General features: G+C 73.5%; 21 protein-coding genes. 12 read left to right on the top strand and 9 right to left on the bottom strand.

Going from position 1 to position 24,959, the window contains the following annotated elements; translation table 11 throughout:
• Together B5D80_RS24785 and B5D80_RS24780 are read left to right on the top strand one after the other, a co-directional pair.
• On the top strand, nucleotides 1-998 hold a 998-nt coding region (locus tag B5D80_RS24785), incomplete at its 5' end, for a ricin-type beta-trefoil lectin domain protein (RefSeq protein WP_211291638.1).
• Nucleotides 999-1,069: 71 nt separating this feature from the next.
• Nucleotides 1,070-1,939 carry an LLM class F420-dependent oxidoreductase gene (locus tag B5D80_RS24780; RefSeq protein ID WP_088646342.1) on the top strand — a complete coding sequence of 290 codons (870 nt, stop codon included), beginning with the start codon at nucleotides 1,070-1,072 and terminating at the stop codon, nucleotides 1,937-1,939.
• Nucleotides 1,940-2,087: 148 nt separating this feature from the next.
• On the opposite strand, the gene B5D80_RS24775 is transcribed toward B5D80_RS24780, so the two are convergent.
• Together B5D80_RS24775 and B5D80_RS24770 are read right to left on the bottom strand one after the other, a co-directional pair.
• On the bottom strand, nucleotides 2,088-3,734 hold the full coding sequence (locus tag B5D80_RS24775) for an amidase (RefSeq protein ID WP_245854963.1): 1,647 nt from the start codon (nucleotides 3,732-3,734) through the stop codon (nucleotides 2,088-2,090).
• On the bottom strand, nucleotides 3,734-4,033 hold the full coding sequence (locus B5D80_RS24770) for a hypothetical protein (RefSeq protein ID WP_088646340.1): 300 nt from the start codon (nucleotides 4,031-4,033) through the stop codon (nucleotides 3,734-3,736). The genes B5D80_RS24775 and B5D80_RS24770 overlap by 1 nt, the downstream gene beginning before the upstream one ends.
• Nucleotides 4,034-4,244: 211 nt before the next feature.
• Between B5D80_RS24770 and B5D80_RS24765 the strand changes: the two genes are divergently transcribed.
• On the top strand, nucleotides 4,245-5,453 hold the full coding sequence (locus B5D80_RS24765) for an MFS transporter (protein WP_088646348.1): 1,209 nt from the start codon (nucleotides 4,245-4,247) through the stop codon (nucleotides 5,451-5,453).
• Nucleotides 5,454-5,894: 441 nt separating this feature from the next.
• Here the strand turns inward: B5D80_RS24765 and B5D80_RS24760 are convergent, their stop codons facing one another.
• On the bottom strand, nucleotides 5,895-6,464 hold the full coding sequence (locus B5D80_RS24760) for a hypothetical protein (RefSeq protein WP_088646339.1): 570 nt from the start codon (nucleotides 6,462-6,464) through the stop codon (nucleotides 5,895-5,897).
• 310 nt (nucleotides 6,465-6,774) lie between these two features.
• Here B5D80_RS24760 and xynC point away from each other — a divergent pair, with 310 nt between their 5' ends.
• Both xynC and B5D80_RS24750 read left to right on the top strand, forming a co-directional pair.
• Entirely contained in the window at nucleotides 6,775-8,493 is a 1,719-nt protein-coding gene (gene xynC / locus B5D80_RS24755; protein WP_088646338.1) for a glucuronoarabinoxylan endo-1,4-beta-xylanase XynC, read from the top strand.
• A gap of 106 nt (nucleotides 8,494-8,599) precedes the next feature.
• Nucleotides 8,600-9,715 carry a MerR family transcriptional regulator gene (locus B5D80_RS24750; protein WP_088646337.1) on the top strand — a complete coding sequence of 372 codons (1,116 nt, stop codon included), beginning with the start codon at nucleotides 8,600-8,602 and terminating at the stop codon, nucleotides 9,713-9,715.
• Between the two features lie 81 nt (nucleotides 9,716-9,796).
• Here the strand turns inward: B5D80_RS24750 and B5D80_RS24745 are convergent, their stop codons facing one another.
• On the bottom strand, nucleotides 9,797-10,537 hold the full coding sequence (locus B5D80_RS24745) for an SDR family oxidoreductase (protein ID WP_088646336.1): 741 nt from the start codon (nucleotides 10,535-10,537) through the stop codon (nucleotides 9,797-9,799).
• Nucleotides 10,538-10,596: 59 nt separating this feature from the next.
• Between B5D80_RS24745 and B5D80_RS24740 the strand changes: the two genes are divergently transcribed.
• A complete protein-coding gene (locus B5D80_RS24740) occupies nucleotides 10,597-11,175 on the top strand; it encodes a TetR/AcrR family transcriptional regulator (protein ID WP_245854962.1) in 579 nt (192 codons plus the stop codon).
• Between the two features lie 104 nt (nucleotides 11,176-11,279).
• The gene (locus tag B5D80_RS24735; protein WP_088646334.1) at nucleotides 11,280-11,873 is read left to right on the top strand and encodes a YdeI/OmpD-associated family protein; all 594 of its coding nucleotides are present in this window, start codon (nucleotides 11,280-11,282) and stop codon (nucleotides 11,871-11,873) included.
• Between the two features lie 34 nt (nucleotides 11,874-11,907).
• On the opposite strand, the gene B5D80_RS24730 is transcribed toward B5D80_RS24735, so the two are convergent.
• Entirely contained in the window at nucleotides 11,908-12,465 is a 558-nt protein-coding gene (locus B5D80_RS24730) for a GNAT family N-acetyltransferase (RefSeq protein WP_088646333.1), read from the bottom strand.
• Nucleotides 12,466-12,716: 251 nt separating this feature from the next.
• Here B5D80_RS24730 and B5D80_RS24725 point away from each other — a divergent pair, with 251 nt between their 5' ends.
• The 3 genes from B5D80_RS24725 (at nucleotide 12,717) to B5D80_RS24715 (ending at nucleotide 18,543) form a co-directional block, all read left to right on the top strand.
• The gene (locus B5D80_RS24725) at nucleotides 12,717-13,754 is read left to right on the top strand and encodes a helix-turn-helix domain-containing protein (RefSeq protein ID WP_088646332.1); all 1,038 of its coding nucleotides are present in this window, start codon (nucleotides 12,717-12,719) and stop codon (nucleotides 13,752-13,754) included.
• Between the two features lie 98 nt (nucleotides 13,755-13,852).
• Entirely contained in the window at nucleotides 13,853-14,143 is a 291-nt protein-coding gene (locus B5D80_RS24720) for a GNAT family N-acetyltransferase (protein ID WP_245854961.1), read from the top strand.
• 134 nt (nucleotides 14,144-14,277) lie between these two features.
• The gene (locus tag B5D80_RS24715) at nucleotides 14,278-18,543 is read left to right on the top strand and encodes a family 43 glycosylhydrolase (RefSeq protein WP_158224236.1); all 4,266 of its coding nucleotides are present in this window, start codon (nucleotides 14,278-14,280) and stop codon (nucleotides 18,541-18,543) included.
• A 93-nt stretch (nucleotides 18,544-18,636) separates the two neighbouring features.
• On the opposite strand, the gene B5D80_RS24710 is transcribed toward B5D80_RS24715, so the two are convergent.
• From B5D80_RS24710 to B5D80_RS24695, 4 genes are all read right to left on the bottom strand, one after another.
• Entirely contained in the window at nucleotides 18,637-19,491 is an 855-nt protein-coding gene (locus B5D80_RS24710) for a hypothetical protein (RefSeq protein ID WP_144081755.1), read from the bottom strand.
• 118 nt (nucleotides 19,492-19,609) lie between these two features.
• Nucleotides 19,610-20,314 carry a response regulator gene (locus B5D80_RS24705; protein ID WP_088646329.1) on the bottom strand — a complete coding sequence of 235 codons (705 nt, stop codon included), beginning with the start codon at nucleotides 20,312-20,314 and terminating at the stop codon, nucleotides 19,610-19,612.
• Nucleotides 20,307-21,545: a sensor histidine kinase gene (locus tag B5D80_RS24700; protein WP_144081754.1), complete on the bottom strand. Its 1,239-nt coding sequence runs from the start codon at nucleotides 21,543-21,545 to the stop codon at nucleotides 20,307-20,309. Before B5D80_RS24700 ends, B5D80_RS24705 begins: the two co-directional genes overlap by 8 nt.
• 97 nt (nucleotides 21,546-21,642) lie before the next feature.
• The gene (locus B5D80_RS24695; protein WP_088646327.1) at nucleotides 21,643-22,794 is read right to left on the bottom strand and encodes an IS630 family transposase; all 1,152 of its coding nucleotides are present in this window, start codon (nucleotides 22,792-22,794) and stop codon (nucleotides 21,643-21,645) included.
• A 205-nt stretch (nucleotides 22,795-22,999) separates the two neighbouring features.
• Between B5D80_RS24695 and B5D80_RS24690 the strand changes: the two genes are divergently transcribed.
• Both B5D80_RS24690 and B5D80_RS24685 read left to right on the top strand, forming a co-directional pair.
• Nucleotides 23,000-23,248 (top strand): acyl carrier protein, encoded by a 249-nt coding sequence (locus B5D80_RS24690; RefSeq protein ID WP_158224235.1) that lies wholly within the window; start codon nucleotides 23,000-23,002, stop codon nucleotides 23,246-23,248.
• Nucleotides 23,241-24,803, top strand: coding sequence for a class I adenylate-forming enzyme family protein (locus B5D80_RS24685; protein ID WP_088646325.1), 1,563 nt, complete (start codon nucleotides 23,241-23,243; stop codon nucleotides 24,801-24,803). Before B5D80_RS24690 ends, B5D80_RS24685 begins: the two co-directional genes overlap by 8 nt.
• Nucleotides 24,804-24,959 lie beyond the last annotated feature (156 nt).

The following is a 24,959-nucleotide window of genomic DNA, read 5'->3' as shown; positions in this document are numbered from 1 at the left end:
GCACGGCCGAGGTGACCCGGGCGGTGCCCGCGCAGCCGTACCGCCCGGTCTACGACATCCGCGGCGGCGACCAGTACGTCATCAACAACAACGTGCTCTGCTCGGTCGGCTTCGCCGTCGCCGGCGGGTTCGTCACCGCCGGGCACTGCGGCGCGACGGGCAGCACCACCAGCGGCAGCGGCGTCGCCCAGGGCACCTTCCGGGGCTCGTCCTTCCCGGGCAACGACTACGCCTGGGTGCAGACCAACTCCTCCTGGGTGTCGACGCCCACGGTGAACACCTACAACGGTGGCACGACGGCGGTGGCCGGCTCGGCGGAGGCGGCGGTGGGCAGCGCGGTCTGCCGGTCCGGCCGGACCACCGGCTGGCGGTGCGGCACGATCACCGCCCGCGACGTCACCGTCAACTACTCCGGTTCCCTGGTGTACGGCCTGGTGGCGAGCAGCGCGTGCGCGCAGCCCGGTGACTCCGGTGGCGCGTTCATCTCCGGCAACCAGGCCCAGGGCGTCACCTCGGGTGCCGGTGGCGACTGCAACTCCGGTGGCACCACCGTCTACCAGCCGGTCAACGAGATCCTCGGCGCGTACGGGCTGTCGCTGACCACCACCGGCGGTGGCGGGACCAGCCAGCTCGTCGGGTACGCCGGCAAGTGCATCGACGTGCCCAGCTCCAACGGCGTCGACGGCCAGTACCTGCACCTGTGGACCTGCAACGGCACCGCCGCCCAGCGGTGGACGTTCGCCGGGGACGGCACCGTGCGGGCCTTCGGCCTGTGCATGGACGTGGCCTGGGGCTCGACCGCGAACGGGGCGGTCGTCCAACTGGCCCGGTGCAGCGGCAACCCGGCCCAGCAGTTCGTCCTCAGCGGTGCCGGCGACCTGGTCAACCCGCAGGCCAACAAGTGCGTCGACGTGCTGGGGGCGAACAGCGCCGACGGGACCCGGCTGGTGATCTGGGAGTGCACCGGCGGTGCCAACCAGAAGTGGCGGCGCGGCTGAGCCGACCGGCCGCGCCGACCCCGGCGACGGTCCGCGGCCGCCACTAGGATCGGTGTGGAGGTGGACGAGGCATGAGACTCGGACTGCACTACTGGAACTACTCGACCCCGACCGATCCGGCGGCGATCGCCCCGACGCTGATCGAGACCGCGACGATCGCGGAGGAGGCCGGGGTCGCATCGTTCACCGTGATGGACCACTACTTCCAGATGGAGGCGATGGCCCCCGCCGAGGAGCCGATGCTGGAGGCGTACACGACGCTGGGTTTCGTCGCGGCGCGGACCTCGCGGATGACGCTCGGCGTGCTGGTCACCGGCGTGATGTACCGCTACCCGGGGCTGCTCGCCAAGATCGTGACCACGCTGGACGTGCTCTCCGGCGGCCGGGCCCGGCTCGGCATCGGCGCGTCCTGGTACGAGCGCGAACAGCACGGCCTCGGGGTGCCGGTGGTCCCGGTCGCCGAGCGGTTCGAACGGCTGGAGGAGACGCTGCTGATCTGCCGGCAGATGTGGAGCGACGACAACGGGCCGTTCGAGGGCCGGCACTACCGGTTGGCCGAGACGCTCAACTCTCCGCAGCCGCTGCAACGACCCCACCCGCCGGTCATGATCGGCGGCAGCGGCGAGAAGAAGACCCTGCTCCTGGTGGCCCGGTACGCCGACGCCTGCAACCTGTTCGGCAGCAGCCCGGCCGAGGTGGCGCACAAGCTGGACGTGCTGCGCGGGCACTGCGCCGCCGAGGGCCGCGACTACGACACCATCGACAAGACGGTCATCGTGATGCGACCGCCGCTGGCCGACGTGGACGCGTTCCTCGCCGACGTGGCCGGGTACGCCGCGCTCGGGGTGACCGAGGTCCAGGTCACCCCGGACCGGCACCCGGTGGAGTTCACCCACCGGATCGCCGACGAGGTGCTGCCGAAGCTGACCGCCATCGGCTGAGGTCGGTCGACCCGGCCACGGACACCGCTGCGGGCGATCAGTCCGGGCGCGGTGCGCCGCTGGCGGCACGTCCCGCCGGCTGTGATCAGCCGCCGGTGCCGTCCGCCCGCCGCTGAGCCGGCGGGCGGACGGCCTGACGGCCTGACGGTCACTGGCTGAGCTGGGCGACCTGGTCGGCGGTGAGCCGCAGTCCGGCCGGGGCCGCGCTGCGTCCCGTCGCCGTGGCGGCCGGCGGGTCGGCCGGCCGGCGCAGGTGCCAGTCGGTCACCGCCTGGTAGGCGGCGACCACCGACAACAACCGGTCCTCGCCGTACGGCAGGCCACCGAGGATGGTGCCGATCGGCAGTCCCGCGCCGGTGAACCCGATCGGGAAGCCGATCTCGGGCAGGCCGAGGATGTCGAACGGCACCGGGCCGGTCTGCACCACCACGTCGCAGTGCGCGAAGAGCTGGTCCAGCACCCGTTCCATCAGCAGCAGCTTGGCCCGCTGGCCGGTGATGAACTCGCCGCCGCCCAGCAGCGCCCCCTGCAACCAGCCGGTCACCGACACCCCGAAACCCCGCAGGTCGGTGCGCAGGTAGGGCAGGAAGGGCTCGGTGCGCTCGGGCAGCCGTACGTTGTTGAACGCGCTGCCGGTGAGCAGCTCCCACTCGTCGGGCAGCGGCACGTCGACGATCGTCGCGCCGGTGATCGCGGCGAGCTTCGCCAGGTACGCCTGCCGGGCCAGCGCGGTCTCCGAGGTGCCGGCGGTGAAGCCGGGCAGCACCCCGATCCGGGTCTTCCACCGCAGCTTGAGCTTGCCGCCCTGGTAGGTGGGGGTGGCCGCGTCGATCAGCTTGGGCACCGCGGGCAGGCCCTGGCTGCGCGGGTCGGCCGGGTCCTCGCCGGCCATCGCGGTGAGCATGATGGCCGCGTCCTTGGCGTCGCGGGCCAGTGGACCGGGGTGGTCGCGGGTGTAGCTGAGCGGGATGATCCCGTGCAGCGACACCCGTCCCATGGTCGGCTTGAGCCCGGTGAGGTTCTGCGCGTTGGACGGCGCGGTGATCGAACCGCCGGTCTGGGTGCCGGTGCCGCTGGCGGCGAGCCGTCCGGCCACGGCGGTGGCGGTGCCGGTGGAGGACCCGCCCGGGTCGGTGGCGGGATTGGTGGGGGTCCAGGCGTTGACCGTGGTGACCACCCCGGCGGGGGTGGTGGCCCGGGTGGTGGCCAGCGGGCCCATCTGGGTCTTGCCCAGCACGATCGCCCCGCCACCGGTGACCAGCCGGGTCACCGCCGTGGCGTCGTACGGGGGCCGGAAGTCGGCGAACAGGTAGGAGCTGGCGGTGGTCGGCACCCCGGCGGTGTAGTAGTTGTCCTTGACGGCCAGCGGGATGCCGTGCAGCGCGCCCCGGTGCGGCTTGCGGGCCATCGCGCGGGCCGCCTTGACCGCCTGCTCGGCGAGCACCAGGTTGAACGCCTGGTAGGTGGTCTCGTGGCGGCTGATCCGGGCCAGGTACGCCTCGACCAGCTTCTCCGGGGTGAGCTTGCCGGCCCGGATCAGCCAGGCGGCCTCGGCGACGGTCAGTTCGGTCGGGTCGGCCACCGCCTCCGGGCGCGGCTTGACGTAGGCGTTCGGTACGGCCAGCGCCGGGTTGTAGCGGCCGGGTGGGGCGACCGCCGCACGGGTGACGCCGGCCGCCGAGGCGACGGCGGGCAGCCCGACGACGCCACCGACCGCCGAGGCGGTGGCCAGCGCGGCGGTCCGGGCGAGGAAGGCGCGACGGTCGACGCCGCGGTCGGCAGGTGCTGTGCTCATCACTTCCGCCATTCGGTGCTGATCGAGGGGTAGAGCATCGGCGCGGGCTGCTGGGACAGCGCCATGGCCACGGCCGGGTCGGTGCCGGCCGGAGCGGGCGGTTGGTAGGCGGCGAGGGTGCCGACGGTGCCGCGGACGAAGGAGCGCAGCGAGGCCAGCACGGTGTCCCGGCCGGGGGAGCCGGTCTGCGGGTCGGCGGTGGTGCCGGGGGGAAGCTGGTCGAGGTCGATGCCGAGCGACGCGAGCCGGGCGCGGATGAGGACGTCCAGTTCCGCGTCGGTCGGTGGGGTGGGGGCCATGACGCTCCTTGAGGGGTGGGCGACGATGACCCACTGTCGAGCCGGATCGTGTCGCGGGCGTGACATGTTGATCTCGGCGTCGTGAAGCCACGCAGGTCAATGCCCCTGTGCGGGCCGCGACAGTGGACGGCGGGCCGACGCGGCGGGGCTGCGCCGCCGGCCGACGTTGGCTAGGGTGCCCGGGTCGCGCGACCGCGTCCCGGAGGAGAACATGCTCGCCCCACTGCGGCACGCCGCCTTCCGTCGCCTGGCCGCCGGCCGGCTGGTCAACATGGTCGGCAACGCGGTCGCCCCGGTCGCGCTGGCCTTCGCCGTGCTCGACCTGACCGGTTCGGTCCGCGACCTGGGCCTGGTGGTCGGCGCCCGCTCGCTGATGAACGTGCTGTTCGTGCTCTTCGGCGGCGTGCTCGCCGACCGGGTCCCCCGCCGGCTGGTGCTGGTCGGTTCCAACCTGCTCGGTGCGCTGACCCAGGCGGCGGTGGCCGCCCTGGTGCTCACCGGCACGGCGACGATCCCGCTGCTGCTGGCGCTCGGCGCGGCCAACGGGGTGGTGAGCGCCCTGGCCCAGCCCGCCGCGGCCGCCGCGACCCCGCAGACCGTCCCGGCGGAGCTGATCCAGTCGGCCAACGCGGTCATCCGGCTCGGCATGAACGCCGGCATGATCGGCGGCACGGCGCTCGGCGGCCTGCTGGTCGCCGCGGTCGGCCCCGGCTGGGGGCTCGCCGTCGACGCGGTCACCTTCGCCGTCGCGGCCGTCGCCTTCGCCGGGGTCCGGGTGCCCGCCGCACGCGGCGGTGCCGCCCGTACCGGCGTCGTCGCCGACCTGCGCGAGGGCTGGACCGAGTTCGCCGCCCGGACCTGGGTGTGGGTGGTGGTGCTCGGGTTCATGGTGCTCAACGCGGCGCTCGCCGGTGGGGTGAGCGTGCTCGGCCCGGCCGTCGCCGACGCGACGATCGGCCGCAGCGCCTGGGGCCTGGTGCTGGCGGCGCAGACCGTCGGGATGGTCGTCGGCGGCATCGTCGCGTTGCGGCTGCGGGTACGCCGGCTGCTGCTGCTCGGAGTGGTCTGCATGGTCGCCGAGTCGCTGCTGCTGCTGGGGTTGGCCCTGACCCCGACGCTGGTGGCGTTGCTGGCCGCCGCGGTGGCGGTCGGGATCGCCGTGGAGCAGTTCGCGGTGGCCTGGGAGACGTCGATCGCCCAGCACGTCCCGGCCGACCGGCTGGCCCGGGTCTACTCGTACGACATGCTGGGCTCGTTCGTGGCCATTCCGCTGGGGCAGGTGGCGGTCGGACCGGCCGCCGCGGTGGTCGGCACCCGCGACACCCTGCTGATCCTCGCGGCGCTGGTGGTGCTCTCCGTGCTCGGGATGGTGTCCAGCCGGGCCGTCCGCCGGCTGGAGGCGTCGACGCCCGGGGCCTGACGGAGCGGCCGGCGACGACGCCACGCCCGATCGGGAACCGGCCGGCGGCACCGGCGCGTGGTCGGACGTTTGGCGCGGCCGGTGCCCGACCGGCGTGGTCCCCGGCGGCGGGCCACCTGCCCCGGTCGGGCGACCGGCGGGGACGGCGGCGACCGGTCGGGTGCCGGCACCGGGCCGGTGCCGGTCGTGGGTTCGCCGGATCGCGCACCGCCACGCACCGGAGTGGACGCAATCGCGCCCGCCCGACAGTTACCGCAGGGCATTCCCGGCGACGACGAGGAAACGACGGAACGTCAGATCAATGCCCGCCGGAGTCGGCACGGTCGCCGCGACCGCACCGATCCGCGCAGATCCCGAGCGCCATGCGTGCTGCGGGGTATTTCGGACGATGCCTGGTGGCCGCACGCCATTACCTGTTGGTCGTCGGCCGCCGGGAACGGCTCAGTCGTGGAGCGTGACGTCGGGTAGTGGGCGGCCGGTGGCGTCGAACAGCGCGGCACCGCAGTCGCAGTGCTCGTCGGCGAGGCTCCCGGTCGCCGGCAGTTGCCAGACCAGCATCGCGCCGCAGCGTGGGCAGTCGAGGCTGACCAGGGTCTCGGCGGGTGGCGAGCCCCAGGCCCGTACCGGCTGGCCCTGGTGGGTCAGCCCGGCCGGCGGTGGCCCGCCGGTCCGCAGCACCAGCACCGGGTAGCTGTCGGTGCCGTCGTCGTGCACCGCGAGGGTGAAGCCGAGCGGTGCCAGCATGCCGGACAGGTGGTCGAGCTGGCGGATCGGCAGGTCACCCCGGCCCGGCGTCGGGTCGGCCCCGGCGGCCTGCCGGACGACGTCGGTGTCGACGCCGGCCGGCTGCGCCCCGAAGGCCCGGACCCGCCCGGCCACGAACGCCGCCAGGGCGTCGGGCTCCTCCTCGCCGGTCCAGTCCATCACGAACAGCACGCTGTCGACCCCGATGCCCCGGGCCCGCTCGTCGGGGGTGAGGGCCAGGTCCGCCAACTCCGTCACGACGGTCACGCTAGCAACCGTCGGGTGGTGGGCCGTGCGCGCCGGTCGGCCACTGTCGCCGCCCGCGTGGTGGCGGTGGGCGACGACCACAGGACGCGCGGGATCGGTGCGGACCCGGATGCGGCCGGCGTGCTTGACCCCTATGGAAGGGGAAACTAAACTCCGGCCGTTAACGTTCACAATTATCACAGTCGATATGTGCTGTCGAAACGCCGACGGTGAGGTCCAGGTCATCCCCGTGGCGGCGCAGCAGATCGGTGCCGACCGGCTCGATGGAACCGGCAGGGCGCGTATCACCACCACCAGGAGGACGAAAGAAATGACGCAGGATCAGAATGGGCCGGCGGCCGGCGAGCGGAAAACGCTGAGTCGTCGCGTCGTCCTGACGACGCTGGGCGCGCTGCCCGTCGCGGCGGCCACGGCGGCCCTGGGGGCCACCGAGGCCTCGGCCGCCCCGGCCAGCATCAACCTGTCGGCGTCCCGGCAGACGATCAAGGGCTACGGCGCGATGACCCACGCCGGCTGGATCGGGGACCTGACCGCCGCCCAGCGGGAGACGGCGTTCGGCACCGGCGAGGGGCGGCTCGGCTTCTCCGTGCTGCGCATCCCGGTCGGCGAGAGCCAGGCGGACTGGAGCCGTGACCTGGCCACGGCCAAGCGCGCGGCCGAACTCGGGGTCACCGTCTTCGCTTCGCCGTGGAACCCCCCGGCCAGCATGATCGAGACGTTCACCCGGGGCAGCCAGACCAACGCCAAGCGCCTGCGGGCCAGCTCCTACGCCGCGTACGCGCAGTACCTGAACGACTTCACCGTGTACATGCGTAACAACGGGGTCAACCTCTACGCCATCTCCGTGCAGAACGAGCCCGACTACGCCCACGACTGGACGTGGTGGACCTCCGCCGAGATCGTCAAGTTCCTCAAGGAGAACTCCGGGGTGATCAGCACCCGGGTGATGGCGCCGGAGTCGTTCCAGTACGTCAAGTCGATGTCGGACCCGATCCTCAACGACGCCACCGCGCTGGCCAACGTCGACATCATCGGGGCCCACCTCTACGGCACCTCGTACTCGAACTTCCCGTACCCGCTGTTCAAGCAGAAGGGCGCGGGCAAGGAACTGTGGATGACCGAGGTCTACTACCCGAACAGCAACGCGAACTCGGGTGACGCCTGGCCGGAGGCGCTCGACGTCGGCGAGCACATCCACCGGTCCATGGTCGACGCCGAGTTCCAGACGTACGTGTGGTGGTACCTGCGGCGCAGCTACGGCCCCATGCGTGAGGACGGCCAGATCAGCAAGCGGGGCGCGATCATGGCCCAGTACGCCAGGTTCGTGCGTCCCGGATACGTCCGCGTCGACGCCACGGCCAACCCGGCGTCGAACGTCTACGTCTCGGCCTACCGGGGCGGCAACACCGTGGTCATCGTCGCGGTCAACAAGAACACCTCGGCGGTGAGCCAGCAGTTCACCCTCTCCGGCGCCACCGCGTCGGGCAGCGTGCAGAACTGGCTGACCGACGGCAGCCGCAACGTCGCCCCGCAGAGCGCGCTGACCATGTCCAACGGCTCGCTGACCGTCAACCTGCCCGCGCGCAGCGTGATGACGTTCGTGACCAGCATCAACGGCACCACCCCGACCCCCACCCCGACCGTGACGCCCACGGCCACCCCGACGCCGACCCCGACCCCGACGCCCACCCCCACCCCCACGGCGGGCGGCAGCGGACCCCGGGTCGGCTACACGATGAACAGCTGGGACTCCGGCTTCACCGCCAGCATCAGCATCACCAACACCGGCACCTCGACGATCGACGGCTGGACGTTGGTGTTCACCCTGCCGTCGGGCCAGTCCATCACGTCGGCCTGGAGCGCCACCATCTCGCCCACCAGCGGCCAGGTGAGCGCCCGCAACGTCAGCTACAACGGCACGATCGCCCCCGGCGCCACCGTCGAGATCGGCTTCCAGGCCAGCCACACCGGCAACACCGCCAAGCCGACCGCCTTCACCCTCAACGGCATCCCCTGCACGGTCGCCTGACCGGTCGACCGGAGCGACCCCCGTACGGCCGCCGCGGACACCGCGGCGGCCGTACCCGTCGCGGGTGCTTGCTCCTCACGCGGCGTGAGGACGGATAGTCGGTGCCGTGGACGAACACCTGACCGTGGGACGGGTGGCGGAACTGGCCGGGGTCACCGTCCGGACGCTGCACCACTACGACGAGATCGGCCTGCTGACGCCGTCCGCGCGGACGGCGGCGGGACACCGGGCGTACTCGCCTGCCGACGTACGGCGGCTGCGCGAGGTGCTCGGCTACCGGCGGCTCGGGTTCGGGCTCCGGCAGATCGCGGACCTGGTGGACGACCCGGCCACCGACCCCGTCGCGCACCTGTGCCGGCTGCGCGGTCTGCTGACCGACCAGCGCGACCGGGCCGCCGCCCTGGTCGCGGCGATCGACCGGGAGCTGCACGCGCGGGCGATGGGGATCGCGACCACCCCGGAGGAGCAGCTACGGGTCTTCGGCGGCCGGTTGTACGACACCATCGGCGACGCCTACCCGGCGACCCGGCGCACCGAACCCCGGATCGCCGCCCGGATCTGGGCCGCGTTGGGCGACGCCCGGACCGTGCTCAACGTCGGGGCCGGCACCGGCTCCTACGAACCCGTCGACCGTGCGGTGACGGCGGTGGAGCCGTCGGCGGTGATGCGGGCGCAGCGTCCGGCCGACGCCGCGCCGTGCGTGGCCGCCGCCGCGGGGGACCTGCCGTTCGCCGACGGGTCCTTCGACGCGGCGATGGCGGTCAGCACCGTCCACCACTGGCCGGACCCGGTCGCCGGGCTGCGGGAGATGCGCCGGGTGGCCCGGCGGGTGGTGGTGTTCACCTACGACGCCGCCGGCACCGGCTGGCGGGAGAGGTTCTGGCTGACCCGCGACTACCTGCCGGAGTTCGCCGGTCTGCTGGTCGACTGGCCCCCGTTGGGTGAGCTGACCCGCGCGATCGGTGGGCGCGCCGAGCCGGTGGACGTCCCGTGGGACTGCGCCGACGGGCTGTTCGAGGCGTACTGGCGGCGGCCGGAGGCGTACCTGGACGAGCGGGTGCGGCGCGCGGTGTCGGTGTGGACCCGGGTCGGGCCGCAGGCCGAGCGACGGGCCGTCGGGATGCTCCGGGAGGACCTGGCCTCGGGCCGGTGGGCGCAGCGCAACGGGGACCTGCTGCGCCGTGACACCGCGGAGCTGGGCCTGCGCCTGCTCGTGGCCTGAGCGGCCCGACCGGCGGGGCGGCCGGCGGGGCGGTGCCGGCAGCTCCGCCGGACGCTCGGGTGGGGGCCGGCCGACGCCACCTCAGCCCTGGCGGGTCGGTCGGATGGTCAGGTCGCCGATCTCGACGTCGTCGGGTTGGTCGATGGCGAAGGCGATCGCGCGGGCGACCGCGCCGGGGTCGAGGCCGAGCGCGGCCATGGTCCGCTGTACCTCCCCGCGTACCGTGGGGTCGTCGATCGCCCGGTCGACGAACTCGGTGCGGACGTAACCGGGGGAGATCGAGGTCGTCCGCAGCGCTCCGCTGGTGCTCTCCTGCCGCAGACCCTCCAGCAGGGTGCGCACCGCGTTCTTCGTCCCGGCGTACACCGCCTGGGTGGGAACGATCTTCAGGCCGGCGGTCGAGACGACCGTGACGAGGTGGCCGCCGCCCTGGCGGGTGAAGACGGGCAGGGCGGCGGCGATCCCGTGCAGGACGCCCTTGACGTTCACGTCGACCATCGCCGACCAGCCCTCGACGTCCAGTTCGGCGACGGTGCCGATCCTGCTGATCCCGGCGTTGCCCACCAGGACGTCCAGCCGGCCGAAACGTTCCACCGCGAGGGCGACCAGGGACCGCAGGTCGTCCGGGGCGGTGACGTCCACCCGGGTGGCGACCGCGGTGCCGCCCGCGGCCTCGATCTCGGCGACCAGTCGGTCGAGCCGGTCGGTGCGCCGGGCGCCGAGGACGACCGACGCGCCGAGCGCGGCGAGGTGGCGGCCGGTCGCCGCGCCGATGCCGCTGCTGGCGCCGGTGATCGCGACGACCTTTCCGGGGATGGTCATGGTGCTCCTCGGGGTAGAGTGGACACATGTCCGGTTATCCCGACGAGCCTAGCGGACATGTGTCCGCTTCTGTCAAGGGTGCGGCGTCCCGCGCCGACGCGCGGCGCAACCGCGAACGCATCCTCCGCGCGGCCCGCGACCTGGTGCACGGACCGGGCGAGCTGAAGCTCAACGCGGTGGCGAAGGCCTGCGGCATCGGGCAGGGCACCCTGTACCGGCACTTCCCCACCCGGGAGGACCTGCTCGTCGAGGTGTACCGCCACGAGGTCGACGACCTGGTCGCCGCCGCCCCGCAACTGCTGGCCACCCACCCGCCGGTGGCGGCGTTGGCAGCCTGGTTCGACCGGGTGGCCGCCTACGCCCGGGTCAAGCGGGACGTGTTCGCCGCCGTCGAGGCGGCGACCTGGCGTGACCTCGCCGCGCACAGTCTCGGCCCGATCGGCGAAGCGGTGGAACTGCTGCTCGCCGCCGGCCGCTCGGCCGGCAGCATCCGCACCGACGCCGAGGCCCAGGACGTCATCATCCTGATCGGTTGGCTCTCCCGGCTCGACGACACCGAACTCGACAGCCGGGGGCCGCGCCTGCTGGCCATCCTCGTCGACGGCCTGCGCACCCCCGGCCGTGAACCGGGGACCTGACGGCCCCACGCCGCGCCGGCCCCGGCGCGGCGTGGGCGGAAGGCGGCGTGGGGGTGGCCCACGAGGCACCGAGAATCGTCACCGGCAGCGGCTAACCTGCCGTCATGGCGAGCGCGGAACTGGATGAGTTGGTCGTCCCCGACGCGGACGCGCTGCGCGCCTGGCTGTCGGCCCACCACGACACCTCACCAGGCGTCTGGCTCGCCCTGACCCGCAAGGGCGGCACGGTCACCACCCTGACCTGGCAGCAGGCGGTCGACGAGGGGTTGTGCTTCGGCTGGATCGACGGGCAGGCCCGCAAGCGGGACCAGGAGAGTTCCTGGATCAGGTTCACCCCCCGCCGGGCGCGCAGCATCTGGTCGCAACGCAACGTCGCCCACGTGGCCCGGCTGGAGGAACAGGGCCGGATGCAGCCCCCGGGACGGGCCGCGGTGGAGGCCGCCAAGGCAGACGGACGGTGGGCCGCGGCCTACGCCCCGCCGTCGGAGGTCGAGGTGCCCGCCGACCTGCTCGCCGCGGTCGCCGCCGACCCCGCCGCGCAGGCCATGTTCGACGTGCTCACCCGGACCAACCTGTTCGCGCTCGTGCACCGGCTCAACGCGGTGAAACGGGCGCAGACCCGGGAACGGAAGATCGCCGAGTTCGTCGCCATGCTGGCCCGCCACGAGACGCCCCACCCGCAGCGGGCCCGGCCATAACAGGCCCCGTGACCCGAGGTGCGGCCCGACGCGCCTACCGGGGTGGCGCGGGCCAGGCGTCGGCGCACAGGGCGTAGGTGTAGCCGTCCACCCAGCCCCGTTCGGCGTGCCACGAGTCGCCGACGCCGTGCTGCTCGCGACGCATGCCGACCTTCTCCAGCACCCGTACCGAGGCGAGGTTGTCGGCGAAGCATCCGGCGGTGATCCGGCGGACGCCCAACCGGGTGAACGCGTACCCCACCATCGCGGTGACCGCCTCGGTGGCGTAGCCCCGGCCGCCGTGGGCCGGGTCGAAGATGTAGCCGAGCTGGGCCTCGGTGCGGGTCGGCATACCCGGCTGGCCCATCCCGTCCAGCACGTCGAGCGAGACCGTGCCGATCACCAGGCCGTCCAGGACGACCGCCCGGCTGTGGTCGTCGGGGTCGTCGGCGGCGCGCCGCCAGGCCGCCCGGAACGCCGCCGGCTCCACCTCGGTCCGCAGCAGCCAGTACGTCACCTCGGGCAGGTTGCGGTATTCGAGGATGCGGTCGACGTCGCCGTCACCCACCTGGCGCAGGCTCAGGCGGGGCGTACGCAGCGTGGTGCCGTCCATGCGGCCGGACTCTAACCCATCCCGGACGTCGCGGTCCGCGCCGTCGACGGCCCCGCCGCCGGTGGACGCCCGCACCCGCTGGCCTTTCGCCTCTGACCACCCCGGTTCGCGGATCGCGACCGCCACGGTGGCGCGGACGCGGGGGATGTGGGACACCGGACCCGGGGGTGTGCATTCCCCCTATAGTGCGGCATTGTCATACATCCGCCGGTCGGTGCCCAGCCGGGCGGCGTGATCACGGGAGGCACCGGATGGCGGGCTATCGGCCGCCGCTCAGCCGGCGGCCGGCGGCAGGACCCGCCATCGACGCCGATCCCGAGGTCAGGGTGCAGCCACCGCCCTGGCAGCGGTACACCATGACCGACCCCGACGAGGTGTGCGCCTTCTTCCGGGCCACCTTCGCCGACATCGACATCGTGCTGTCCGCGCCCGGACCCGCGGGGGTCGAGCTGCGCGGCACGGGTGTCACGCTCGGCGGCGTCGCCGTGCACGGTCTGCGGTGCTCGGCGCACATCCGCACGGACGGCGTACGGGAGGACCTGGTCAACATCGTCCACCTGCGTCGTGGCCGGCTCGCGGTGACCGACCGCCGGACGGTCGACCGGGTCGCGGTCGGCGGGGTGGTCGTCCTGCCGGTGGACCGCAGGGTCGAGGTGACGTGCGACGCCGTCGAGTCGTTCACCGTCGGAATCCCCACGGCGCTGGTCGACGAGGTCGCCCGGTCCCGGCACGACGGCGGGGGCCGGCGGGTGCGTTTCGAGGGCGTCCGCCCGGTCTCGGCCGGGCTGCAACGGCACTGGCTGGGGACGCTGGCGTACGTGCGGCAGGTGGTGCTGGCCGACGTCGACCTGGCGACCAACCCGCTGATCGTCGGGCAGGTCCGGCACCTGCTGGCGGCAGCGGCGCTGGCGGACTTCCCGAGCACCCCGGTGCCGCCCGTGCAGCGGGGGCCGGGTGTCGTCGCGCCGTCGGTGGTACGTCGCGCCATGGACCACGTGGAGGCCCACCTCGACCGCTACGTGTCACTGGCGGAGCTGGCCGAGGCCGCCGGGGTGTCCCCCCGGGGCCTGCAGTACGCCTTCCGCCGGCACCAGGGCACCACCCCGGCCCGGTTCGCCCGGCGGGCCCGGCTGGACCGCGCCCACCGGGACCTGCGCGACGGTGACCCGACGGCGGGGGACACGGTCGCGTCGATCGCCGCCCGGTGGGGCTTCGTCGACCCGAAGCGGTTCGCCACCGACTACCGCGCCGCCTACGGTCAGCCGCCCAGCCGTACCCTGCGGGGCTGACCGGGCCGGACCCCTGTGCCTCGCCGCCCCCGGTGAGCTGCTCGCCCGGCCGGGTCGGTGGCGGTCGGGCGTGTTTGGATGGTCCGGTGGAGTTCACCGTGACAGACGCGCCGGACCGGGAGCGGTTCGAGGCGCGCGACGAGGCCGGGGCGCTGGCCGGGCTGGTCACCTACCAGTTGACCGGTGCCATCATCGCCTACACGCACACCGAGGTCGACCCGGCGTTCGAGGGGCGGGGCGTCGGCTCGACGCTGGCCCGCGCGGTCATGGACGACGCCCGCGCCCGGGGGCGAACGGTGGTGCCGATCTGCCCGTTCCTCGCCGACTGGCTGGACCGGCACCCGGAGTACGCCGACATCGTGGCCCGCTCCACCCGCCGGATCAGGTAGCCCGGGGCCGCCGGGCTCCCGGGTGGTGGGCGGGCGCGCAGCGCAGCGGCGGGCCGTCCCTCCTTGACGGGGTCTGATTGTTGCGTTGACAATTCCAGCCTGTTAACGCTCACATGACGCCGAGGAATCCCCCCATGCCCTCAGCAGTTCCCCGGAACCACCACCCCACCCCCACCCCCCGCCGCACCCGCACGGTCGTCGCCGCCACCGTGCTCACCCTCCTCGCCGCGCTGGCCCCCGCCACCGCGGCCCCGGCCGCCGCCGCCGACGTCACCGACGGGCTGCTCCTGCGCTACGACCTCGACCAGCGCACCGGCACCACCGTCGTCGACACCTCCGGTCACGGCAACGACGGCACCCTGGTCGGCGGCGGCACCTGGACCGGCCCCGACGGGCTGCTGCTCGACGGCGTCGACGACCACGTCAAACTGCCCGACAACCTGCTGGCCGGCCGCTCCTCGCTCACCGTGGCCGTGGACGTCCTGGTCGACCCGGCCCAGCAGACCCCGTACTTCCTCTGGGGCCTGGGCAACCCGGCCACCTCCGCCGCCGGCACCGGCTACCTGTTCGCCAGCGGCGACGCCTTCCGCGCCGGCATCACCACCACCAACTGGGCCGGCGAGAAGGTCACCGGCACCGGCGGCAACCTGGCCCGGGGCGTGTGGAAGTCGGTCGTCTACACCCAGACCGGCACCACCGGCACCCTCTACGCCGACGGCGTGCAGGTGGCCCGCAACACCGCCGTCACCGTGTCACCCGGCGCCGTCGGCAACGGCGTCACCACCGCCAACCACCTGGGCCGGTCCAACTACGCCACCGACCGGTTCCTCAAGGGACGGGTGGCGAACTTCCGGATCTACGACCGCGCCCTCACCGCCGCCGAGGTCGCGGCGGTCGCGCAACCCGGGGAGTCCGACCAGACCCGGGCCGAGGCGGCCGCCGCCGCCCTGACCCTGGTGCACGCCGACGACGTGCGCGGCAACCTGACCCTGCCCACCACCGGCCGGTACGACGCGACCGTCCGTTGGCGCTCGGCCCGACCGGAGGTGGTCGCCGCCGACGGCGTGGTGCGTCGTCCGGCGCACGGCGCGGGTGACACGACGGTGCCGGTGACCGCCAGGGTCACCGTCGGCGCCGCCACCGTCGAACGGACCATCACGCTGACCGTCCGCGAGCTGCCGGCCCCCGCGCCGTACGCCGGCTACGCGTTCAGCTACTTCACCGGCAACTCGATCGCCGGGGAGAAGATCTACTTCGCCGCCAGCCGGGGCAACAACGCCCTGCAGTGGACCGAGGTCAACGGCGGCCAGCCGAAACTGGAGTCGACCCACGGCACCCGGGGCCTGCGCGACCCGTTCCTGATCCGCAGCCCGGAGGGGGACCGGTTCTTCCTGATCGCCACCGACCTGTCGATCGGCCGCAACGGCGACTGGGACGCCGCCCAGCGCCGGGGCAGCCGCTACCTGGAGGTGTGGGAGTCCACCGACCTGGTGAACTGGTCGGCGCAGCGGCACGTCGAGGTGTCCCCGCCGACCGCCGGCAACACCTGGGCGCCGGAGGCGTACTGGGACGCCGAACGCGGCGAGTACCTGGTGTTCTGGGCCTCGAAGCTGTTCGCCGAGAACGACCCCGACCACACCGGCAACACGTACAACCGGATGCTGGCCGCCACCACCCGCGACTTCGTCACGTTCAGCCCGGCGACGATCTGGCAGGACCGGGGCGAGTCGCGGATCGACTCCACGATGATCCGCGAGGGCGACACCTACTACCGGTTCACCAAGGACGAGGGCGGCGGCGGTACCGGCTGCTCCGACATCATCCAGGAGAGGTCCCCCTCGCTGACCGCCGTCGACCTGCCCGGTCGACCGTCGTGGACGATGCTCGACTCGTGCATCGGCCGCGACGCCGGCACCTCCGCTGTGGAGGGACCGACCGTCTTCAAGGCCAACCCCGGCGACACCTCCGGCTCGCGGTACTACCTGTTCGTCGACGAGTACGGCGGCCGGGGCTACATCCCGCTGGGCACCGACGACCTCGCCAGGCCGAACTGGAAGGTGCCGGCGTCCTACCGGTTGCCGGCCAGCCCGCGACACGGCACCGTCATCCCGGTCACCCGCGCCGAACTCGACGCGCTCACCGACGCGCCGCCCCCGGTGACGGCCAACGCCGACGGGGTGGTGGCCCACTACCGGCTCGACCAGGCAGGCGGTGGCACGGTCACCGACGACTCCGGCAACGGCCACCACGCCACCCTGGCCGGTGACGCCCGCTGGGACTCGGGCAGCCTCACCCTCGGCGGCACCGACGGCCACGTCGACCTGCCCGACAACATCATGTCCGGGCTGGACGAGATCACCGTGTCGATGGACGTGAACATCGCCGCCGACCAGGCCACCCCGTACTTCGTCTGGGGGCTCGGCAACACCGACGCAGGCGGTGTCGGCAACGGCTACCTGTTCACCACCGGCAACGACTACCGGACCTCGATCAGCCTCGGCAACTGGACCGGCGAGCAGACCGTCACCGGCGGCCGGGCGCTGCCCCGGGGGGTGTGGAAGACCCTGACGTACACCCTGAACCGGGCCGGCACCGCCCGGATCTACCTGGACGGGGTGCGGGTGGCCGAGAAGACCGGGCTGACCGTCGCGCCCGGTGACATCGGTGGCGGCCGGACCACCGCCAACTACCTGGGCCGCTCCCAGTACGCCAGCGACCGCTACCTCAAGGGCCGCATCCGCGACTTCTCCCTCTACAACCGGGCCCTCAGCGACGCCGAGGTGGCCGCGTTGGGCAGCAACGGCACCAGTGTCGTCGCCGTCGAACTCGACAGCCTCAGGGTGCCGGCCATCGTGGACGCCGCCAGCGGCACGATCACCCTGCCGGTCCGGCCGGGCACCGACCTGACCGGCCTCGCCCCGCGCTACCTGGTCGCGCCCACCTCGACGGTCAGGCCCGCCGGGCCACGCAACTACACCCGACCGGTGACGGTCACCGTCACCAGCGCCGCCGGGGCCAACCGGGCCTGGACGGTGCGGGCGGTGCCGATGAACACCCCGGTGCTGCCCGGGTACAACGCCGACCCGAACATCGTCCGGTTCGGCGACACGTACTACATCTACGGCACCACCGACGGCTTCCCCGGCTGGGGCAGCTCGACGTTCACCGTGTGGTCGAGCCGCAACCTGGTCGACTGGACCGGCCACGACACCATCCTCGACCTCGGCCCGGACGTCAGCTGGGCGGACACCAACGCCTGGGCGCCGGCCGCGATCGAGAAGAACGGGAAGTACTACCTGTACTTCTCGGCCCAGCAGAACATCGGCGTCGCGGTGGCCGACTCGCCGCTCGGGCCGTTCGTCGACCCGCTCGGCCGGCCCCTGGTGAGCAAGGCCGACTACGGCAACGCCCAGCAGATCGACCCGGCGGTGTTCACCGACGACGACGGGAAGAGCTACCTGTACTGGGGCAACGGCACCCCGTACGTGGTCCCGCTGAACGACGACATGGTCTCCTACGACGTCACCCGGCGGGTCCGGCTGACCGGGCTCACCGGCTTCCGCGAGGGCCTGTTCCTGCACAAGCGCAACGGCGTGTACTACCTGTCCTGGTCGATCGACGACACCGGCAGCGAGAACTACCGGGTCGGCTACGGCACGGGCAGCAGCCCGCTCGGGCCGTTCACCAGCCGGGGCGAGATCCTCACCAAGGACCCGGCCCAGGGCATCCTGGGCACCGGCCACCACTCGATCGTCCAGGTGCCCGGCACCGACGACTGGTACGTGGCGTACCACCGGTTCGCCATCCCGGGCGGCGACGGCACCCACCGGGAGACCACCATCGACCGGCTGTACTTCGCCGACGACGGCACCATCACCCCGGTGGTGCCCACCCTGACCGGGGTGGAGCCGCTGCGCTACCGGGGCGGGCAGCCCCGGCTGCGGATCACCGACCCCGGCGCCGACGGCTGGTACGGCGCGAACGCCGCCCTCACCTTGGCCCACGGCGAGCTGATCAGGCTGGTGGAGTACCAGATCGACGGGGGTGGCTGGTTCCCGTACCGGGAGCCGGTGGCGCTGCCCGCCGGCCGGCACACGATCGAGTACCGGGCGCAGGGGGTCAACCTGCTCTGGAGTACGCCGTGGGCGACGTCGGTGCAGGTGGACGGGGTCGCCCCGACCGCCGCGGCGACCCTGGTCGACCGGGCGCTCGTGGTCACCGGCCGGGACGCCGACTCCGGGGTGGCCCGGGTCGAGTACCGGCTCGACGGTGGGGAGTGGACCACCTGGACCGGGCCGGTGATGCTGGACGACCTGGCGCACGGGGTCCGCTACCGCGCGGTCGACGTGGCCGGCAACGTCGGTGAGGTGGCCGTGCTGCGGGTGCCGGCCCTCCGGTAGCCGCGGCCGGACGCGCCGCCCGACCGTGCGTCGGGCGGCGCGTCCGCGTCCCGGGGTCGCCGGTTCGCGGTCACCGCGACCCGGGGACCGGGGTCACCTGCGCTGTGCCGACCAGGTCCCGGTCTGCCCGGTGGGGGTGGACATGGTGCCCTTCATCGTGGTGCCGTCGACCGTGGCGAGGTAGGTGGCGGTGCCGATGAGCCAACTCGCGGTCGGCGGCGTGCTGGTGTACGGCCCGGAGATGACGTTGCCGTTGGAGTCGGTGAGATAGACCCGCCCGTCGGTCTTGAACGTCCAGGGCTCGCTGACCTCGCAGGTGAAGTTCTTCCAGCAGTAGGTGACCTTCCAGACGCCCAGCGGGCTGGAGATGACCACGGGCAGGGACCAGGCCGGGTCGTCGGCGATCTTGTCGAACCACACCCGGGGCGCCCAGTTCCAGGACGGCTGGGCGGGGAAACCCACCCCGTACGCGGTCAGGATGCGGTAGGTGTGGTCCATGCAGTTGTTGGTGGCCGCCGCGTAGCCGCCGCCGCTGACCACGAGGGCCTCCGCCGCCGCGGCGGCCGGCTGCCGGCTGGCCACGGTGGTGCAGGTGTACTCGTCGTACCCGCGTGTCTTCATCGCGTTGACCATCGCGGTGAAGGAGCCCGACTCCTTCCAGTAGCCGATGTCGCCGCCGGCCGACACGTACGGGTTGTTGCTCGGGTTCTCGGTCGCCCCGTAGGTGTAGGTCGAGGTCGACGACTGGTATCCCCAGCCGGTGTGGCCCAACCCGTGGGCCCCGCTGACCCGGACGAACACGCACGCCTTGCCGGCCACCGCCGGAACGGGTGTCGCGGCGGCCGGCGTGACCGCCGCGAGGGCCGCGCCCAGGGCCAGTACGAGGGCCGCCAGCAGGGCCGCGCCCCGGGCCGGCCAGCCGCCGGGCCGCGAAGTCGATGGTCGCATCATCAGGTCTCCGTCCACAGGGGTGGGAATCGATGCGCCTGACCGTAGGCACGGGCCGCGGCGGGCACATCGGACCACGGGCGGCCCGCCGGCTCCGCCCACGGTACGAGGAGTCGCCCTACCCGGGCGGCGTCCGGCCGGCGACCAGGCCGTGTTCGTAGGCGAAGATGACCGCCTGGACCCGGTCACGCAGCCCGAGCTTGGCGAAGATCGCGCCGATGTGGGTCTTGACGGTCCGTTCACCCACCCGCAGCTCCTGCGCGATCTCCATGTTGGTCAGCCCGGCCGCCACCAGGCCCAGCACCTGCCGTTCACGGGGGGTCAACCGGGACAGCGCCGGCGGTTCCGGCCGGGCCCGGCCGAGCAGGTGGCCGAAGCTGTCGATCAGGCGTCGGGTGACCTGCGGCGAGAGCACCGCCTCCCCGGCGGCGACGCTGCGGATCGCCCGGACGAGGTCCTCCGACGGGCCGTCCTTGAGCAGGAAGCCGCTGGCCCCGGCGTGCAGCGCGGCGGCGACGTACTCGTCGAGCCCGAAGGTGCTCAGGATCAGCACCCGGGTCGCCGCCAGCTCCGGGTTCGCGGTGATCAGCCGGGTGGCCTCGATCCCGTCGACCCGGGGCATCCGGATGTCCATCACCAGCACGTCGGGGCGCAGGCCGCGGGCCAGCCGCAGCGCGCTCTCGCCGTCGGCACCGGTGCCGACGACGGTGATGCCGGGCTCGGCGTCGAGCATCGCCGCGAACGCGTCACGCAGCAGCGGCTGGTCGTCGACGACGACGACCCGTACCGCCGGTCCGTCGGCCTCCGGCGGGCGGTCAGCCATGGCCGGCGTCCCCGTCCGGGGTGGCCGGCAGCGGCAGGTGGGCGACGACCTCGAAACCGCCTGGCGGGGTCGGCCCGGTCCGCACCGTGCCGCCGAGCTGGGTCACCCGGTCGCGCATCCCGGCCAGGCCCCGCCCGACTCCGGGGTCGGCCGGGCGGGGTCCGGGGACCGCCGGCTCGTCGACGACCCGGATGGTGAGCCGGCCCGGGTCGTACGCGAGGGTGAGCCCGACCCGGGCCTGCGGCCCGGCGTGCCGCAGCGCGTTGGTCAGCGCCTCCTGCACGACGCGGTAGGCCGGCGCGGCGACAGTTGGCGGCAGCGGCACCGGTACGCCGCGGGTGCGCAGGTCCACGGAGAGCCCGGCGGCCCGGGTCCGGTCGAGCAGCCCGGCGAGATCGACGTCGAGCACCGGCTGGGGGGTCGGCGTCACGTCGATCACCGCGAGCAGCCGCCGCATCTCCGTCATCGCCTGCCGGCCGGTGGCGCAGACCGACTCCAGGGTCCGTGCCGTCCGGGGCGACAGGGTCGACGCCTCCCCGCGCCTGGTGGTGTCCGCCTGCACCACCATCAGGGTGACGTGGTGCGCGACGACGTCGTGCAGGTCCCGGGCCAGCCGCAGGCGTTCCGCCGCCGCGGCCTCCCGGACGAGGCTCTCCCGCTGCTGGTTCAGCCGCGCCTCACGCTCGCGGACGGCCGCGACGCGGGCCTCGGCGCCCCGCCGGTGCTGGTTGCCCAGCGCCCACACGATGGCGAACAACACGTAGTTGCGGAGCACCTCCTCGGGGTGGGCCACGTCGAGGCCGGGCAGCAGGGCGGTGGGCACCACCACCAGGGCGACGCCGTTGGCGGTCCGGGCGACGGCCGGCGGGCACAGCGCGCCGACCGTCCACACGGCGATGAGGACCGCGAGGAAGTCGGGGACCGCCGTGCCGGTCAACGGCCGGTGCAGCACCGTCACCAGCGAGACGACCGCCAGCACGGTCGCCGGCCGACGCCGCCGTAGCGCCAGGGGCGCGGTGCCGGCGACCACCAGCAGCACCGCGACCGTGTCGGGTGGCCAGCGGGCGCCGACGCCGATGAAACCCAGCCGGGGCACGGCCAGCGCCAACAGGAACAGGGCCAGGACCGTGTCCGTCACGTCGGGATGCCGGCCGAGCCACGCCCACCACCGGGCCGCCGACCTCGACAGCCGGGCCACGGTGACGGACCGGCCCAGCAGTGTACGTCGCACCCGACCATGATGCGCCAGGAGCGCGGGGGTGTCGCCGCCCCGGGCGCGACGCCCGCGCCTGCCGTCCCGGGCCGGGGCGCGATGCGACTCCGTCATCTCACATGCCGGTAGGCGGGGTGGACCGGCGTCCGGATGCCTGCCGTCCGATCGATGTTGATGCGCCCGAAGTCCGTTCATGATGTCGGGCCCGCGCCCGGCGGATCTCCTCCGCGCCGGCCACCCAGCGCACCGCTCCGGTCCGCCCGGCGGCCTGCCCGGAGTCGGGCGACGGGTGGTCGACGCTGCGGGCGACCGGCCCCCCGGTGTGGCCCGGGGACGGCCCGGTGGTTCCCGGACCGCGGGCGGCGAGCAGCCACGACCAACGGTGGACCTGCCCGGCCCAGGCATCGCCCGCCGGCAGCAGGTGCAGGTGGAAGCGGGGGTGGCCGGTCAACCAGCCCCGGACCGCCGGGGCGTCGTGCAGCGCCGGATCGTCGGCGACCAGATGCACCTCCAGGTCGGCGGGCACCGCCCGGTCCACCGCCGCCAGGAACCGCCGGTACGCCCCGGCGCGCCGGGGCCGGTCCGGGACGGCCCCGCCGGCGGCCGTGGGCCGCTCCGGCCCGCGCACAGCGGTCGCCGGCCGGTGCGCCGGCGGCGGACCGTCGGCCGGTGGCCGGCCCGGGACCGGCGTGGGGTCGACCGGGTCGCCGGTCGTCGGCCGGTCGTCGCGGGGTACGGCGCACAGCGCCAGGGACTGTCCCGGGGGCTGGCGGTAGAGCCCGACCACGGCCACCACCGTGGCGACGAACCCCGGGTCGGTGGCCAGCGTCAGGCCGTCCTGCAGGTGGGGGCGCAGGTCGAACCGACGCCAGATCCGGCCGACCGTGGACGCGGAGAGTCCGCTGTGGACGGCCATCGACGCCCGGGACCACCGTCGTGCCGGTGCGGGCGTGGCGTCGAGGGTGGCCGCCACCACCCGGTCCACCTGCTCGGGCCGGACCGAGCGGGGCCGGCCGGCGCGCGGGTCGTCGGCGAGCCCCGGCAGCCGCGCGGCGGCGAACCGGGAACGCCATTTCCCGACCGTCGCGGGTGAAACGTTCAACCGGGTCGCGACCTCGATATTCGTGGCCCCCTCGGCGCAGGCCAAAACGATTCGGCAGCGAATGGCGAACGACTGTGTCGAGTGGGCCGCGCGGGCCCCCTTCGTGAGCTGGTCCCGTTCCTCGTCGGTGAGCGCCAGCCTGGCCTTCGGTCGCCCCTTCCCCATGCCACGATCCTATCCGGATATGACAGGGACTAATGGCGCGTGACGATGGTTTGAGCGGTGGTCGTCGATTGCCCCGACGGTTGCCCTGGACGGTTCACGACGCGACTGAGTATGGTCCCGACGAGTCCCGGACTTGGGGGAAGGGGCCGCTACCGCAACGTTGCCGTGGCCCGTGTGGTGATCTGACATGGGGGGAACCGCTTCAGTGACCACGACCGATCTGCACGAGAACATGACGTCGATCTGCGCCGAAGTCCTCCACCGGTCCACCGTCGGTCCCGACGACGACCTCGTCGAACTCGGCATGGACTCGGTGGGCGCGGTGGAGATCGTGACCCGGGTCGAGGCGGCGTACGGGGTGGACGTGGTCGACGTCATCTTCGACACGCCCACGGTCAACCGGCTCTGCGCGGTCGTGGAGTCCGCCGCCGTCCGCGACGAGTCGCATGCCTAGTCCGCTTGCCGAGCCGAACCTCGCCGACACGGCGAACCTGCTGGACCTCGTCACCCAGGCCGCGGCGGCCTACGGCGACGACCCGTACCTGCTCCCGGCGGAGCCCGGTGGGCGGGAGATCAGCTTCACCGACGTGCTGACCTTCACCCGGGGCTGCGCGGCGCTGCTCGACGAGCACCGGGTGCCGCCGGGTGGCCGGGTGGCCGTGGTCCTGCACAACTCGTCGCTGGCCGCGCTGCTGTTCCTCGGTGTCATCGCCGCCCAGCGGATGCTGGTGCCGCTGAACCCGAAGTCCGGCCCGGCCGAACTGGACACCCTGCTCGCCCACGCCGACGTCGCGCTGGTGCTCGGCCCGTCGGCGACGGCCGCGAAGGCGTCGCCGGGCCGACGCTGGCTGACCGTGGACGACCCGGAGGGGTTCCTCGCCGCGGTCCTCGACCGGGGCGTCGCCCACCGGGGGGAACTGGTCGCGCCACCGGACGGCGGGGCCGGTGACGCCGAGATCGTCTACACCTCGGGGTCGACCGGCGCGGCCAAGGGCGTCGTGCTGTCCCACCGCGCCCTGCTGGCCAACTCGCTGGCGATGGTGAAGTGGGCCGACGCGGGCCGCGACGACGTCTTCCTCAACGTCATCCCGATGCTGCACGTCGGTGGCCAGGGCCTGCCCACGCTGACCCCGCTGTGGTCCGGGGGGCGGACGGTCTGCGTCCGCTCGGAGGTGGCGCTGGCCCGGTTCTGGAACTACGTGGACCGGCACCGCCCGACCTGGACCCTGGTGGTCAACGCCTACCTCGCGCACTTGGTCGAGCGGCCGCAGCGACCGGCCGACAGCCGGCTCAAGGGCGTCCTCGCCGGGGGCTCGGCGCTCAGCCCGGACCTGATCCACCGGTTCGAGAGCACCTTCGGCATCCCGGTGTTCCAGGTGTACGGGATGACCGAGATGACCTCGCTGACCGTGGTGGAGCCCCGCGACCGCCAACCGGGGGACCGGCGCACCGCCGGCCTGCCGGTGCCGTTCGCCCGGGTCCGGGTCGTCGACGGGGACGGGCGGGACGTCGCGCCGGGGGAGAGCGGGGAGGTCCTGCTGCGCGGTCCGAGCATCTTCACCCGGTACGAGGCCGCGCCGGAGCTCACCGCCGGGCGGCTGGTCGACGGCTGGGTGCGCAGCGGCGACCTCGGCCACCTCGACGAACGCGGCGAGCTGACCATCGTGGACCGGATGGACAGCATGGTCATCGTCAGCGGCGAGAACGTCTACCCGGCCGAGATCGAGAACGTGGTGCCGCAGCTCGACGGGATCGCCGACGCGGTGGTCGCCGCGCTGCCGCACCCGGTGACCGGGGTGGAGCTGGTGCTGGTCTACACCCTGCTGTCCGGCGCGGTCGCCCGGGAGGATGAATGGCGCGCGCTGCTGTTGAAGCAACTCAGCGCGTTCAAGGTGCCGCGCCGGTTCGTCCCCCTGGCGCAGCTCGGGGTCGACAGTTTTCCGCGTACCCCGCTCGGCAAGATCCAGCGGTCGGACGTGCGGCGGCTGGCGATCAAGAACCTGACCTGAGTCACCTTCGGTGACGGACGAGGAGGAACGGGGGATCTGCCAGGAGATTCGGTTCACCGGGGGCGCCTCCGGGTCCGTCGTCGTACCGCGCGAGTGTCGGTGCCCCCTTTCCAGTGATTTGCGGGCGTGAATGCCAACAGGAGGCGAGCTGCGTTA

It is taken from the genome of Micromonospora wenchangensis (assembly GCF_002210435.1).
In the GTDB taxonomy this organism is placed as follows: Bacteria; Actinomycetota; Actinomycetes; order Mycobacteriales; family Micromonosporaceae; genus Micromonospora; species Micromonospora wenchangensis.
The sequence above is the reverse complement of the archived record's forward strand: the minus strand, read 5'-3'. Positions and strand labels throughout refer to the sequence as shown.

What these genes read in the sequence shown, in the direction of transcription:
- B5D80_RS24780 (WP_088646342.1), top strand. Translation starts at nt 1,070, where the DNA reads ATGAGACTCGGACTGCACTACTGGAACTACTCGACCCCGACCGATCCG.
- B5D80_RS24775 (WP_245854963.1), bottom strand. Translation starts at nt 3,734, where the DNA reads ATGAGCACAGCACCTGCCGACCGCGGCGTCGACCGTCGCGCCTTCCTC.
- B5D80_RS24770 (WP_088646340.1), bottom strand. Translation starts at nt 4,033, where the DNA reads ATGGCCCCCACCCCACCGACCGACGCGGAACTGGACGTCCTCATCCGC.
- B5D80_RS24765 (WP_088646348.1), top strand. Translation starts at nt 4,245, where the DNA reads ATGCTCGCCCCACTGCGGCACGCCGCCTTCCGTCGCCTGGCCGCCGGC.
- xynC (WP_088646338.1), top strand. Translation starts at nt 6,775, where the DNA reads ATGACGCAGGATCAGAATGGGCCGGCGGCCGGCGAGCGGAAAACGCTG.
- B5D80_RS24745 (WP_088646336.1), bottom strand. Translation starts at nt 10,537, where the DNA reads ATGACCATCCCCGGAAAGGTCGTCGCGATCACCGGCGCCAGCAGCGGC.
- B5D80_RS24735 (WP_088646334.1), top strand. Translation starts at nt 11,280, where the DNA reads ATGGCGAGCGCGGAACTGGATGAGTTGGTCGTCCCCGACGCGGACGCG.
- B5D80_RS24730 (WP_088646333.1), bottom strand. Translation starts at nt 12,465, where the DNA reads ATGGACGGCACCACGCTGCGTACGCCCCGCCTGAGCCTGCGCCAGGTG.
- B5D80_RS24725 (WP_088646332.1), top strand. Translation starts at nt 12,717, where the DNA reads ATGGCGGGCTATCGGCCGCCGCTCAGCCGGCGGCCGGCGGCAGGACCC.
- B5D80_RS24715 (WP_158224236.1), top strand. Translation starts at nt 14,278, where the DNA reads ATGCCCTCAGCAGTTCCCCGGAACCACCACCCCACCCCCACCCCCCGC.
- B5D80_RS24710 (WP_144081755.1), bottom strand. Translation starts at nt 19,491, where the DNA reads ATGCGACCATCGACTTCGCGGCCCGGCGGCTGGCCGGCCCGGGGCGCG.
- B5D80_RS24705 (WP_088646329.1), bottom strand. Translation starts at nt 20,314, where the DNA reads ATGGCTGACCGCCCGCCGGAGGCCGACGGACCGGCGGTACGGGTCGTC.
- B5D80_RS24695 (WP_088646327.1), bottom strand. Translation starts at nt 22,794, where the DNA reads ATGGGGAAGGGGCGACCGAAGGCCAGGCTGGCGCTCACCGACGAGGAA.
- B5D80_RS24685 (WP_088646325.1), top strand. Translation starts at nt 23,241, where the DNA reads ATGCCTAGTCCGCTTGCCGAGCCGAACCTCGCCGACACGGCGAACCTG.